This is a genomic window from Rhizobacter sp. (assembly GCA_021153565.1).
Classification (GTDB): Bacteria; Pseudomonadota; Gammaproteobacteria; order Burkholderiales; family Burkholderiaceae_C; genus Albitalea.
On sequence record JAJKJU010000341.1, the window covers coordinates 1 to 13,472 of the forward strand.

The 13,472-nt window shown below is 63.5% G+C and carries 13 protein-coding genes; 7 read left to right on the forward strand and 6 right to left on the reverse strand.

Annotation, left to right across the window (positions count from 1 at the left end; all coding sequences use genetic code 11):
* The first annotated feature begins 369 nt into the window (after window positions 1-369).
* The 6 genes from AC30NL_RS20995 (at window position 370) to AC30NL_RS21020 (ending at window position 7,643) form a co-directional block, all read left to right on the forward strand.
* A complete protein-coding gene (locus tag AC30NL_RS20995; protein ID WP_489465923.1) occupies window positions 370-4,002 on the forward strand; it encodes a hydantoinase B/oxoprolinase family protein in 3,633 nt (1,210 codons plus the stop codon).
* Between the two features lie 193 nt (window positions 4,003-4,195).
* Window positions 4,196-4,480, forward strand: coding sequence for a BufA1 family periplasmic bufferin-type metallophore (locus tag AC30NL_RS21000; protein ID WP_489465924.1), 285 nt, complete (start codon window positions 4,196-4,198; stop codon window positions 4,478-4,480).
* A 178-nt stretch (window positions 4,481-4,658) separates the two neighbouring features.
* On the forward strand, window positions 4,659-5,552 hold the full coding sequence (locus AC30NL_RS21005) for an MbnB/TglH/ChrH family RiPP precursor modification enzyme (protein WP_489465925.1): 894 nt from the start codon (window positions 4,659-4,661) through the stop codon (window positions 5,550-5,552).
* On the forward strand, window positions 5,549-6,340 hold the full coding sequence (locus tag AC30NL_RS21010) for an HvfC/BufC family peptide modification chaperone (RefSeq protein ID WP_489465926.1): 792 nt from the start codon (window positions 5,549-5,551) through the stop codon (window positions 6,338-6,340). The genes AC30NL_RS21005 and AC30NL_RS21010 overlap by 4 nt, the downstream gene beginning before the upstream one ends.
* A 28-nt stretch (window positions 6,341-6,368) precedes the next feature.
* Entirely contained in the window at window positions 6,369-6,881 is a 513-nt protein-coding gene (locus AC30NL_RS21015) for a DoxX family protein (RefSeq protein WP_489465927.1), read from the forward strand.
* A 36-nt stretch (window positions 6,882-6,917) separates the two neighbouring features.
* Window positions 6,918-7,643 carry a DUF3047 domain-containing protein gene (locus tag AC30NL_RS21020; RefSeq protein ID WP_489465928.1) on the forward strand — a complete coding sequence of 242 codons (726 nt, stop codon included), beginning with the start codon at window positions 6,918-6,920 and terminating at the stop codon, window positions 7,641-7,643.
* A 231-nt stretch (window positions 7,644-7,874) separates the two neighbouring features.
* Here AC30NL_RS21020 and tolA read toward each other — a convergent pair whose 3' ends face one another.
* The 4 genes from tolA to ybgC form a co-directional block, all read right to left on the reverse strand.
* Window positions 7,875-8,690: a cell envelope integrity protein TolA gene (gene tolA / locus AC30NL_RS21025; protein ID WP_489465929.1), complete on the reverse strand. Its 816-nt coding sequence runs from the start codon at window positions 8,688-8,690 to the stop codon at window positions 7,875-7,877.
* A gap of 166 nt (window positions 8,691-8,856) precedes the next feature.
* On the reverse strand, window positions 8,857-9,285 hold the full coding sequence (locus tag AC30NL_RS21030) for a biopolymer transporter ExbD (protein WP_489465930.1): 429 nt from the start codon (window positions 9,283-9,285) through the stop codon (window positions 8,857-8,859).
* A gap of 21 nt (window positions 9,286-9,306) precedes the next feature.
* Window positions 9,307-9,993, reverse strand: coding sequence for a protein TolQ (gene tolQ, locus AC30NL_RS21035; RefSeq protein ID WP_489465931.1), 687 nt, complete (start codon window positions 9,991-9,993; stop codon window positions 9,307-9,309).
* Window positions 9,990-10,397, reverse strand: a complete 408-nt coding sequence (gene ybgC, locus AC30NL_RS21040; RefSeq protein WP_489465932.1) for a tol-pal system-associated acyl-CoA thioesterase — start codon at window positions 10,395-10,397, stop codon at window positions 9,990-9,992. The genes tolQ and ybgC overlap by 4 nt, the downstream gene beginning before the upstream one ends.
* A gap of 191 nt (window positions 10,398-10,588) precedes the next feature.
* Here ybgC and AC30NL_RS21045 point away from each other — a divergent pair, with 191 nt between their 5' ends.
* Window positions 10,589-10,915, forward strand: a complete 327-nt coding sequence (locus AC30NL_RS21045; protein WP_489465935.1) for a type II toxin-antitoxin system Phd/YefM family antitoxin — start codon at window positions 10,589-10,591, stop codon at window positions 10,913-10,915.
* Window positions 10,916-11,111: 196 nt separating this feature from the next.
* On the opposite strand, the gene AC30NL_RS21050 is transcribed toward AC30NL_RS21045, so the two are convergent.
* The gene (locus tag AC30NL_RS21050; RefSeq protein ID WP_489465933.1) at window positions 11,112-11,513 is read right to left on the reverse strand and encodes a TssQ family T6SS-associated lipoprotein; all 402 of its coding nucleotides are present in this window, start codon (window positions 11,511-11,513) and stop codon (window positions 11,112-11,114) included.
* Window positions 11,510-13,255, reverse strand: a complete 1,746-nt coding sequence (locus tag AC30NL_RS21055; RefSeq protein WP_489465934.1) for a serine/threonine-protein kinase — start codon at window positions 13,253-13,255, stop codon at window positions 11,510-11,512. Before AC30NL_RS21055 ends, AC30NL_RS21050 begins: the two co-directional genes overlap by 4 nt.
* Window positions 13,256-13,472: the final 217 nt, after the last annotated feature.

The window sequence follows — 13,472 nt, forward strand, 5'->3', positions numbered from 1 at the left end:
AATGCGTTACTTCGAAGCGGGCCACAGCGAACTGGCCTGCATTGCTCCCTCGCCCCTTCGGGGAGAGGGCTGGGGTGAGGGGCCTGGGCCTCTGAGCAAACTTTCAACCAGCGTGCGTAAAGGTCAGCCCCCTGGGAGAGCTGGGGTGAGGGCGACAGTGGTTCAGAGCTTCCCCGTGGGGCATCGCCTCGAAACTCGACGCCATGGTGCTCAGGTCTGGGTGGCAACCCTGGTGGTCTAGACAACTCACGCGCCGAGCGGGGGTACGATGCCGTCTGACCGGCCACGAGCCCCTCAACCATTTGCGACGTCAAGCCGGGCCATTCCACCATCGACGGCCCACGACGATGCATTATTGAAAGTCGAGCGATGCAAGAGACACCACGTACTTCCAATCGTTGGCAGTTCTGGATCGACCGCGGAGGCACGTTCACCGACGTCGTCGGCAAGCGGCCTGAGGGCACGCTCGTCACGCACAAGCTGCTGTCCGAGAACCCCGAGCAGTACCGGGATGCGGCTGTTGCGGGCATCCGGCTCCTGCTGGGCCTGAAGCGCGGGGAGCCGATCACGCCCGAGCAGGTCGAGTGCGTGAAGATGGGCACCACGGTCGCGACCAACGCGCTCCTGGAACGTAAGGGCGAGAACACGCTGCTTGTGACGACTCGCGGCTTCCGTGATGCCTTGCGGATTGCGTATCAGAATCGTCCGCGCATCTTCGACCGCAACATCCAGTTGCCGGAGTTGCTGTATTCCCGCGTCATCGAGGCGAAGGAACGCGTGGCTGCTGACGGTGTCGTCGTCGAACCCTTGGATGAGGCACATCTGCGCTCGGAGCTGCAAGCCGCCTTCGATGCCGGCCTGCATAGCGTCGCCATCGTGTTCATGCACGGCTACCGCTACACGCACCACGAAGTCGCGGCCAACCGCATTGCCACAGAAATCGGCTTCTCGCAGATCAGCGTGTCGCACGAGGTGAGCCCCCTGATGAAGCTCGTAAGCCGTGGAGACACGACGGTGGTCGATGCCTATCTTTCGCCGATTCTTCGTCGCTATGTCGAGCAGGTGGCGAGCGAGATGCCCGGTGTGAGACTGTTCTTCATGCAGTCGTCCGGCGGGCTGACGGATGCGCATGCCTTCCAGGGCAAGGACGCGATCCTGTCTGGTCCGGCAGGCGGCATTGTCGGCATGGTGCGGACCGCGCAGCTGGCGCGCTTCGATCGCGTCATCGGCTTCGACATGGGCGGCACGTCCACTGACGTGAGCCATTTCGCGGGCGAGTTCGAGCGCGCCTTCGAAACGCTGGTGGCTGGTGTGCGCATGCGTGCGCCAATGATGAGCATCCATACCGTCGCGGCCGGCGGAGGGTCGATCTTGAGCTTCGATGGCGCTCGATTCCGCGCGGGTCCCGAAAGCGCGGGCGCCAACCCGGGCCCGGCCTGCTATCGGCGCGGCGGGCCGCTCGCAGTGACAGACGCGAACGTGATGGTCGGCAAGATTCAGCCTGCTTACTTCCCGAAGGTGTTCGGGTCGGCGGCCAGCGAACCTCTGGACGGCCAGGTCGTCGCGCGGCGCTTCACCGAGATGGCCACGGCCATCGAGGCCGCCACCGGCAGCAAGCGCAGCCCGGAAGAGGTGGCCGAAGGCTTCATCGACATCGCAGTGGGCGCGATGGCCAATGCCATCAAGAAGATCTCAGTGGCTCGCGGCTACGACGTCACGCAATACACGCTGCAGTGCTTCGGCGGTGCGGGTGGGCAGCACGCCTGCCGCGTGGCCGATGCCCTCGGCATGAACCGCGTCTTTGCGCATCCGCTGGCGGGCGTGTTGTCGGCATATGGCATGGGCCTGGCCGATCAAAACGTGATTCGCGAGGCAGCGATCGAGCAGGCACTGTCTTCGTCGCTCGCCAACGTGTCCGAGCGTCTCGATGCGCTCGCGGCCGATGCCGAGGGCGAACTGAACCGTCAAGGCGTGGCGGGAGGCCTGGTGCAGGTGCATCGCCGCGTTCATCTGCGCTACGAAGGAACGGACTCTGCGCTTGTCGTTCCGTTCGGCACGGCAGATCAGATTCAGCAGTCCTTCGAAGACGCTTATCGCCAGCGTTTCGCTTTCCTGATGAGCGAGCGTCGCCTGATCGTCGAGGCCGTGTCCGTCGAGGCCGTGGGCGCGGGTGACGTGCCTGTCGAGCCACGCTACCCGATGAGCATCGCTGTGCGTGCGCCGGTCGCCGAAACCGTCAGGCTCTTCAGCAGCGGCAAATGGTGGGACGCCGCGCTGATCGTTCGCGAGCAGACCCGGCCTGGCCAGTTCATCGACGGCCCGGCCATCATCGCGGAGAAGAACGCCACCACGGTCGTCGAGCCCGGCTGGCGCGCGAACGTCACCGACCTGGATCACCTGGTGCTCGAACGCGTGCAGCCGCGCGAAGCTCGCAAGGCCATCGGCACGGCGGTCGACCCGGTGATGCTCGAAGTGTTCAACAACCTCTTCATGAACATCGCCGAGCAGATGGGCCTGCAACTGCAGAATACCGCGTACTCGGTGAACATCAAGGAGCGCCTGGACTTCTCGTGCGCGCTGTTCGATGCGCAAGGAAACCTCATCGCAAACGCCCCTCATATGCCGGTACACCTGGGTTCGATGAGCGAGTCGATCAAGACCGTCATCACCGGCAATGCCGGCCGCATGCAGCAAGGCGACGTCTTTGTGCTGAATGACCCGTACCACGGCGGCACGCACTTGCCCGACGTGACAGTGGTGACGCCCGTCTTTGCTGAATCGCCGCAAGGCAGCGACGAGAACGCCCCGGAAATCCTCTTCTACGTCGGCTCGCGCGGCCACCATGCGGACATCGGCGGCATCACGCCAGGATCGATGCCCCCATTCTCGACGCGCATCGAGGAAGAAGGAGTGCAGATCGACAATGTGAAGCTGGTCGAACGCGGACGCTTGCTTGACAAGGAGATGCTGGCGCTGCTGCGAAGCGGGGAGCATCCTTCGCGCAATCCGGAGCAGAACCTGGCTGACCTGAAGGCGCAGATCGCCGCCAACGAAAAGGGCGTGCAGGAACTGCGCAAGATGGTCGCGCAGTTCGGTCTCGACGTTGTGCAGGCTTACATGCGCCACGTGCAGGACAACGCCGAGGAGTCGGTGCGCCGGGTCATCACCAGGCTGAAAGACGGTACCTTCACGCTGCCGCTGGACAACGGCGCGCGCATTCACGTCGACATCAAGGTGAACGCGAAGGATCGCAGCGCGGCCATCGACTTCACCGGCACATCGGACCAACTCGTCAACAACTTCAACGCACCCAAGGCGGTATGCATGGCGGCGGTGCTGTATGTGTTCCGCACGCTGGTCAACGACGACATTCCGCTGAACGCTGGCTGCCTGAAGCCGCTGCAGGTGATCGTGCCCGAAGGCTCGATGCTCAACCCGCGTCCGCCGGCTTCGGTGGTTGCGGGCAATGTGGAGACATCGACCTGCATCACCAACGCACTCTACGGGGCGCTGGGCGTGATGGCTGCGAGCCAATGCACGATGAACAACTTCACCTTCGGCAACGACCGGCACCAGTACTACGAGACCATCTCCGGTGGCTCGGGCGCGGGCCCGGATTTCGACGGCACGAGCGTCGTGCAGACGCACATGACCAATTCTCGGCTCACCGATCCTGAGGTGCTGGAATTCCGCTTCCCGGTGCGGCTCGAAAGCTACGAGATCCGCAAAGGCTCGGGCGGCGAGGGCAGGCACCGCGGCGGCGACGGCGGCATCCGCAAGCTGCGCTTTCTGGAGAGGATGACGGCGTCCATTTTGTCGAACGGACGGCACAGCGGCGCCTTCGGCGTGGCGGGCGGAGAGCCGGGCAAGCCAGGCATCAACCGGGTGGTCCGCGCGAATGGCAGCGTCGAGTTGCTGGACCACATTGGGTCCACCGAGATGCAGCCGGGCGACATGTTTGTCATCGAAACGCCTGGGGGCGGAGGCTACGGAAGCAAGTGATTGATGCCGTTGCGACGTTTCTTCGGCTTGGCGGGCAAAATCGCTCATTCCGGCGGGGCTTATTTTTTCAAGTTGGCCGCCGACATGTAAGGATGTGACGGGCACTTCGACTGACGCAAGTCGCCTTCGCAAATCGCGGCGACCACCTCACCGGCTTTGCCATCACAACTCAATTTGGAACTAGACATTCACCATGAACCAACGTCTGATCGCCTCTTCCGCATTGGCTTCCGTTCTCGCTTTGGGCCTCCTCTCTGGCGTCAGCGCTGCTGACGGCACGACTGGAGGCAAGGAAAAGTGTTTTGGCCTTGCAAAGGCTGGCCAGAACGATTGCGCCAACCTGTCGGGCACCCACTCATGTGCCGGCCAGAACAAGGTCGACAACGGTGCCGATGAGTGGAAGTACGTGGGCAAGGGCACCTGCGCCAAGCTCGGCGGCAAGAGCGTCGAAGAAGCCCAGGCTGCCCTCAAGAAGTAGGTCGGGACACTGACCGAGAGGCTGAGAGTATTTCGAACATGCCCGCTCATCACGCCAAAAGGCCCCTGCTCGTCGTTGCAAATGCTCGCCATAGCACGAGCTATGGCTGCGCTTTACGCCTAGATCAGGCGCCTTTTGACGTGCTGCTCGGACACGCTCGAAATACTCCCAGCCTCTGATGTCCGACAACCCTCTACATCACGCCATGCGCGAAGAAGAGGGTCACGTGCGCGCAGGCATCGGCCTGCGCCACCCTCACTACGCTGAAGTCATCGAGCAGGCACCGCCGCTTGGCTTCATCGAAGTGCATTCCGAGAATTTCTTTGCCGATGGCGGTGCTGCACTTGCGGTGCTGCATGAGGCGCGCCAGCGCTATGAACTGAGTCTGCATGGCGTGGGCCTGGGCCGCGGCTCGGCGGCGGGCGTGGATCCGTGGCATCTCGACAGGCTCGAACGTCTGGTCGATCGCATCAGGCCAGTTCGTGTTTCTGATCATGCTTGCTTTGCGCGTGCAAGACGTGGCATTGGGTCGGTTGCAGTGCATGCCAACGATTTGTTGCCCATCGCATTCACGAAGGCGTCGCTCGACATTCTCTGTGCCAACGTGTCGCAGGTGCAGGATCGGTTGAAGCAGCCGATCCTCGTCGAGAACCTGTCGGCGTATCTGTCGTTCGCGGACGATGTGATCGTCGAGCCGCAATTCTTCGCCGAGCTTGCGCAACGCACCGGCTGCGGCATGCTGCTCGACGTCAATAATTTGATGGTGAATGCGCTGAACGCGGGTACGGCCGATCCGGTCGCGTCGTGCAAGGCATTCATCGATGCGCTGCCCGACGGCATCGCCGACGAGATCCACTTGGCCGGTTACTCAGGCTCTCCCGAAGCAGGTGACATCGTCATTGACGATCACGGCAGCCTCGTGCGGCCTGACGTGTGGACCGTGTACGTGCATGCCATCGATCGGTTCGGCGCAGTGCCGACGCTGATCGAGTGGGACACCGATATTCCTGCACTGGCAGTGTTGCTCGGCGAGGCTGAGCGGGCCACGGCGGTGATGCGGGGCCGGGCATGAGCGATGCCTTTGCGACCGAGGCCGAGCGGCAGCGCCGGCTGATCGAAGGCCTGCTGGCGCCGCGCGCTGACGAGCGCAGCCTGCCCACCCGAGAAACCGGGGCGCGCGCCCTGCGTGGCTTGCAGGCGTATCGCGTCAATGCCAACGCGTCGGCAGAGCGGGCCCTGGGGACGGCGTTTCCCACCGTGCAGATGCTCATCGGCCAGGAAGACTTCGAGCATCTTGCGCAGGCGTTCTGGCGAGCCGATCCGCCTGTGTGTGGTGACCTCGGCGAATGGGGCGCCAGCTTCGCGGCATGGTTGGCGGCGCATGAGCAGCTTCGCGAATGGCCTTACCTCGGCGACTGCGCGCGGCTCGACTGGGCGATGCACGTCTGTGAGCGTGCGTCTGATCATGTGCTCGACGGCGAATCGGTCGCGCGACTGGGGGACACCGACCCGTCGAGGCTTGCGGTGGTGTTCGCGCCCGGTCTCGCAGTCATCGAATTGCGCTGGCCCATCGGGGGCATCCATCGCGTACATCACGACGAAGCGAATGCACCGTTCGATGCGGTGCGACAGGCCATCGAACAAGAACGCGGCGAGTCGGTGATCGTGTCGCGCCTCGGCTGGAAGGCCATCGTGACGGTCATCGACAACACCACCGCGCAATGGACCCGCCACCTCCTCGAAGCCTGCGATCTCGCCACCGCCATCGCCCAGGCCGGCGAGGGTTTTGACTTCACAGCGTGGCTCACGAACGCGCTCCAATCGAATTGGGTGAAAGAAATCCGAGTTGTCGCCGACTGATGATGCTGACCCATCTGGAAGAACTCTCATGAACACCACGTCGAAGTCGCTGATCGCCAAGCTCTGGACCCTGTCCGAACGCGGCATCCATGGTCTCAATGCATTGCAGCCCGCAGCGCAACTGATCGCGAGGCTCTATGTCGCAAGCGTCTTCTTCCGCTCCGGCCTCACCAAGATCCAGGACTTCGACACGACGATCGCCTTGTTCATGGACGAGTACCACGTGCCGCTCTTGAACCCCACGGTCGCGGCCTACATGGGCACGGCGGCGGAATTGGCGTTGCCGGTGCTGCTGGTTCTGGGCTTGGGCGGGCGATTTGCTGCGGCGGGCTTGTTCATCGTGAACGCGGTCGCCGTCATCAGCCTGACGGACGTGGCTCCAGCCGCGTTTCAGCAGCACATCTTCTGGGGCAGCCTTCTCGCCGCGCTGCTGCTGTGGGGCCCGGGCCGCTGGTCGATCGACTGCTTCACTGCGCCGTGGCTGCGTGCAAGGGTTCTGGGTGGACATTCAACAGGTGGTCGACACACTCAAACGGCTTGAGCTGCTGAGAGTTCTTCTTGTGGTTTCAGATATCCGATGCTGCCATCCAAGCTCCGACTGTTCGCCTTTGCAAGCCTCGCGCTAGCGGCCTCCTACGCCTGCGCCGACCCACTGCAAGCTTTTGCTGGCACCGGCAGCGCTCCTGCCGCACCCTGGAAGGTCGTCGGGCTGCCCAAGCAGACCAAGCCGTTCACGCGCTTCTCCGTGGTCGAGCTCGAAGGCCACCGCGCCTTGCGGGTGGAAGCCACCATGTCCTACGGCAACCTCGTTCATCCGCTCGAGCTTGCGCAGCCCCCGCACCACCTGGTGTGGGACTGGCGCGTGGACGAGCCCTTGCTCAACGCCGACATCCGCACGCGCGACGGCGAAGACATAGCGATGAAGGTCTGCACACTGTGGGACATGCCCATTGACCGCGTGCCTTTCTTCGACCGGCAGGTGCTGCGCATGGCCCGTTCGCGGACCAACGAAGCGGTGCCGGCGGCGACAGTCTGCTATGTGTGGGACATGCACGTGCCGGTGGGCACCGAACTCGCGAGTCCTTTCACCTCGCGCATCCGCTACATCGTGCTTCGCGGCGGCGGAGATGCGTTGCATCACTGGGAACATGAACGGCGCGACATCGCCGCCGACTTCATCAAGCTCTTCGGCGCCGAGGCGCAAGAGCTGCCGCCGCTGATCGGCATCGCCGTCGGCGCCGATGCCGACAATACGCACAGCCACAGCCTGGCTCACGCCGCCGACGTGCAGCTCGAACCGTGAAGCACCTCGTCCGCCTCGGGTCCTCGGTAGTGGGCATGCGCACGAGCTGGATTGCGTCGGGCGACGAGCTCAGAGGCTGAAGGTATTTCGATCATCCCCGCTCATCACGCCAAAAGATCCCTGCTCGTCGTTGCAAATGCTCGCCATAGCCCGGGCTATGGCTGCGCTTTGCGCCTAGATCAGGTGCCTTTTGACGTGATGAGCGGGCACGCTCGAAAAACTCTCAGCCTCTCAATCCTGCGGTCGAAAATCGATCTCGAACGGCGGCGGCACACGGCCGTCGATGTCGCGAGGTAGGATCTCGGTCTTTTCAATGGCGCGCATCACTGCAGCGTCCCATGCCGGCACGCCGCTGCTTTTCACGAGGCGCTTGTCGATGATCGTCCCGTCTGGGGCGAGCTTCACGAGAACGGTGGCGAGCGGGTTGCCACTGATCGGATCCGTGAACGTGATGTTGGGTCTGATGCGCGCCTTGATCCGACCAGCATACGAGGCGGACGGTCCGGCGGTCTTGGTGCTGTTGCCCTCCACTTTGGTCTCAGCTCCGCCCGCCTGACCGAGTATTCGCTTCATCTCCTTCGCATGAAACTCGGCGAGCTTCTGGTCTTCTTGTTCCTTCTTCCGCTTCTCGTCCTTCTCGAGCTTGACCTTCTCGGCCTTCTGCTGCTGCGCGAGCTTCTCGGCCTCTTCCTTTTTCTTGCGTTGGTCTTCGCGCTTGGCCTTTTCGATGGCAATCTGCGCATCGGGCCGGGTTTCCTGCTTGGGCACGGGCGCCGGTTCGGGCTTCACCAAAGGCTTTGGTTCCGGCTTGGGCTCTGGCGGCACTGGCGTCGGTTCCGGCTCGACAGCCTTGGGCACCGCGATCTGCGGCATGGAGGCCCACAGTTCGGCCTGCACACCCTCAGGCTCGCTCGAACGCCAGTTCACACCGAACGCGATGGCCGCCACGAGCAGCATGTGCACGATGAGCGCGAGCACGAAGCCCGGCCCGGTGCCGCCGGGTGGCCGCGGCATCAGGGCATCTCGCTGCATGGCCAGAGTTGTCATGAGTTCAGAGGCTGAGAGTTTTTCGAGCGTGCCCGAGCAGCACGTCAAAAGGCGCCTGATCTAGGCGCAAGGCGCAGCCATAGCTCGGGCTATGGCGAGCATTTGCACCGACGAGCAGGGGTCTTTTGGCGTGATGAGCGGGCATGATCGAAATACTCTCAGCCTCTCAGCCGCCGCCCGATTTCACCGACAAGCCCACGCGCTGCACGCCGTTCTTCTGCAATGTGTCCATGACCTTCACGACAGCTTCGTACTTCACCGCCTTGTCGGCGGAGATGACGACCGGCGTCTCGGCGATGCCGGACTGCGCCTCGACCACGCGCTGGGCGATGTTTCGAAGCGCCACGCCTTGCGGGTCCCGGCCGTCGATGCGCATGCGCACCGACTCGTCGCTGCCGACGATGAGTTCGATCACGTGCTGAGGCCGTTGCTTGCTCTTGCCGACGGTGGGCAGGTCCACCAGGCCTGTGGTGATCAAGGGCGCACTGACCATGAAGATGATCAGCAGCACCAACATCACGTCGATGAAGGGCACCATGTTGATCTCGTTGATCGTGCGGCGGCGCGATCCGTGGCGTTGAATGGCGGCGGGCATGGTCGAAATACTCTCAGCCTCTCAGGTCGACGCGGGCTGGCCGGCGTTGCGATGGAGGATGTTGGAAAACTCCTCGATGAAGGTCTCCGAGTGGATCGCGATGCGGTCGATGTCGCGCGCGAAACGGTTGTACGCAATCACGGCGGGGATGGCCGCAAAGAGGCCGATGGCCGTGGCGACCAGTGCTTCAGCGATGCCGGGTGCCACGGTGGCGAGCGTGACTTGCTGCAGGTTGGACAAGCCGATGAAGGCATGCATGATCCCCCACACCGTGCCGAAGAGTCCCACATAGGGGGACACCGACCCCACCGAGGCGAGAAAGGAGAGATGCGATTCGATGGCATCCATTTCGCGCTGGAAGCTCGCCCGCATCGCTCGCCGCGCGCCGTCGAGCAGCGCGCCCGCATCAGCGAGGCGCCGCTCGCGCAACTTCAGGAACTCGCGCATGCCCGAGGCAAAGATACGTTCCATCGACGCGGCCTTGTCGGCCCGCTTGCTCGCTTCATTGAAGAGGTCGTTGAGGTTCTTCCCCGCCCAGAATTCGCGCTCGAATTCTTCGTTTTCGCGGCGCACGCGGCGAAGTCCGAAGAGCTTGCCGAAGATCACCGTCCAGCTCGCGAGCGAGGTGAGCAGCAAACCGGCCATGACCACTTGCACGACGAAACTCGCGTGCAGCACGAGGGTGATGATCGAAAGGTCCTGGTTCATGGGGTCGGGATCGCTTGAAGAAGCTCGGTGGGAATGCGGCGGGGCTTGAAGGTTCCCGCATCGACGCAGCCGATGCGGATGATGCCTTGTGCGAGCAACGCATCGTTGCGCCAGGCTTGCTGTTCGAAGGTGAGTGTGGCGCGGCCGGCGTCGGCGATTCGCACGGTGATCTGCAATTCGTCGTCGAGCCGCGCGGGAATGAAATAACGCACTGAAGTATCGGCCACGACGAAGATCGCGCCGGTATCGGTTCGCAACCGCTCCTGCCCGAAGCCCTGGGTGCGCAGCCACTCGGTGCGGGCTCGCTCGAAGAACTTCAGGTAGTTGGCGAAGAAGACGACGCCGCCAGCGTCTGTGTCTTCCCAGTAGACGCGCAGCGGGTGACGAAAATCAGGGGAGCTCATTCGGTCGCGGACACACCCCGAGAGGACGGAACCGCGATTATGTCGCGGGGCGAGGACGCTTTGCTCATTGAACGAATTGATGCGATGACGCTAAAGCGCCCTGATGTCACGCGCCGGGGATGAAAGTCTTCGGCGGACCGCAAAGCGTAAACTGCACAGAATTCTGTTATCTGCGCTCAAAGAAGTCGGCCATGGGCTTTTCAGCTAGAGATGTCGTGCCTTTCACGACGGCCCGTGCCAACCTGTCCGAGCTGGCTGACCAGGTCAAGGCTGGTGCCGAGAAGATCATCACCAAGAACGGCGAGAGCTATGTTGCGCTGATTGATGCCGACCGGCTGGACTACTACCACCGCCTGGAGCGCGAACGCATCCACCTGTTGCTGATCGACGATGCCAGGAGTGGGCTCGACGAGATCATCGCTGGTCGCACGCATGAGGCGGATTCGGCTGTGGCAGCCCTTCAGAAACGAAGGGCTGCCACAGCCTCAACTGCCAAGGCGGCCAAAAAGAGTGGCTGAGCAGCTTTACCGGGTCGAGCTGACAGACAGCTTCATTGCGCGGCTCGAATCCTCCTTGGGAGTAGTCGCATGACGCCAGAAACCAAAGCACGTCTGCAGATCGATCAAAAGGGCGGTTTCAAGACCGAAGTGCCCGTGCGGTAGTCAGAGATCAACCGTCGGCGTGGGCACTCTGCGCACTTTGGTTTAGACCACCCTACGGATGCAGGCGCTTGTACACCGGGCCCCAGAGCGGGTGGCCCGCTTCCGATTTGCTCAAGGTGAAGGCGGGATCGGCCTGCTGTGCCGCACGAAATGATGCTTCGCACTCGTGGTTCCGATTGCTGGTGCAGTAGATGAAGGCAAGGTACTTGTGCGCCGCCGCACGGTCTTTTGGCGACTTCAGATTCGATTTCAGGGCGTTGGTGAGCTGCTTCTCGGCCTCGGGATACAGCCCGTCGTCATAGGCGCGGATGCCCGATAACAAGGACTTCTCGGCCGGCCGTTCGGCGAGGTCTGTCAGCCCCAGCCCCGGGGACGACGCCTTCGGCACGTGGAAGCAGCCCGACAGCGAAACAGCGGCGACGGCAGTGAGACCGAGGGCGACAAGAAGTCTCATGATCCGAACTTGTGCTTGATCGTCACGGGCTGGTTCGAGCTGACATTGATCGTTGCGTTGTATGGCGGAAAGTCTTCGTTGCGTATCGTGATCTGGTGCCTGCCCTCGGAGAGCGTGACTTCGTTCAAGGGCGGAGCGGTTCCGACAGCGGTGCCGTCGACTTCGACCTGACCCCAGGGGCTCACGGCAATGCGAACGAGGCCGGAGGCGAGGGGCACGGCGCCCCTCTTGGCGTCGCGCTCGCGGGCTTCCCGGGCGCGTTGTTCCTTGGCGGTTTCCTTGGGCGTTGTCTTCGACACGTCTCGGGCAGGTGCGACCTTCGCTTCCTTGACAGGCGCAGCGGCGCTTGGTGGGGCTTCGACGGCGGCTGCGGCAATTGATGCACGGGCGCTCGAATCGACCGGAGGCGGCGCCGACGCCACTGCCTCGGGCGCCGAGGCGCTCGGCGTCAACACCGGTGCGGCCGCAGCCACTGCAGCCACGGCCGATGCCGCATCGACAGGCGCCGATGCGCTCGGTGTCAACACCGGTGCGGCTGCAGCCACTGCAGCCACGGCCGATGCTGCATCGACAGGCGCCGATGCAGCCGGCGGCTCCGAGGCCATGCGCACGTCGGTGCCGCGCGACCCGGCCCACCAACCGCCCACTGCGAGCACCAGCACACCGACCAGCCCCGCCGCCCACACCAGTCGCGAACGGTCCGTGGACTTCTCGGTCGCGTCGTTGGCTTGCCCATTCTCTTCGAGCCAGTGGCGCAATTCGCGTGACAGCGAACGTGCCGAGCGGAAGCGATGATCCGGATCTTTCTGCATCGCCCGTGCGGCGATCTCGGCCAGCGTCTTGGGCACATTGCGGTCGATCGTGCTCGCCAGCGGCGGCTCATGTTCCAGCACCGCGGTCGTGATCTCGGCCAGCGAGTTGCCCTTGAAGGGCTTCTGATCCGTCAGCAATTCGTAGAGCACCACGCCCAGCGAGAACACGTCGGCACGGCGGTCGACTGGCTGCTGGCGCACCTGCTCTGGAGACATGTAGTAGGGCGACCCGGCTGCGACGTCGTCGCCGGTATGCGTGTCGTGCTGGTGCGCGACGCGGGCGATGCCGAAGTCGAGCACACGCGGCTGGGTGCGGCCCACCATGAAGATGTTGGCGGGCTTGATGTCGCGGTGCACCACACCCTTGCTGTGCGCATACGAGAGCGCGTCGGCTACGCGGCGCACGATCAGTGCAGCCTGTGTCGGCGTGGGCCGCCAGCCTTCCTGGCGCAACTGGCGCAGGTCGCGGCCCTTGAGCAACTCCATCGCGATGTAGGCGCTGTCGTCGGCCACGCCGGCATCGAACACCGTCACGATGTTGGGGTGGCTCAGGCCCGCGGCGGCGCGGGCTTCGTTCAGGAACAAGGCATTGAACGCCGAGCGCTGCTCGGCGTCCAGGTCGAAATTCAGTGTCTTGATGGCGATCAGCCGCGACAGCAGCGGATCGTGGGCGGCGTACACCGTTCCCAGGCCTCCTTCGCCAATGCGGTACTTAAGCGCATACCGGCCAATGTGGCCGATGGTCGCCATCGGTTCACCCGGCTTGGTGCCAGGGCTGCCTGCCTGGGCGAGGCTGGAGCGGGCCGGCATCAAGGGTTCGCCGAGGTTGGAGTCGCCCCACAGAGCGATGTCGGGCATGCTCGGTTGCGCGGGCGGCTCGCTGTCGGGCGGCAGGCCCGGGCTCGGCGTGGGGGGGATGGGAATTGACACTCCGGCAGCTTAGTCGAGTTGTTACACGGAATTCCGTGAAAAAGCCGCCTCTTCATGGCCTAGTAACACCTTCTCACGATTGGCTCGCGGCCATGGGAGCGTATTTGGCATCTCCATCTCAGCCTCTCAGAGGCTGAGAGTTTTTCGAGCGTGCCCGAGCAGCGCGTCAAAAGGCACCTGATCTAGGCGCAAAGCGCAGCCATAGCCCGGGCTATGG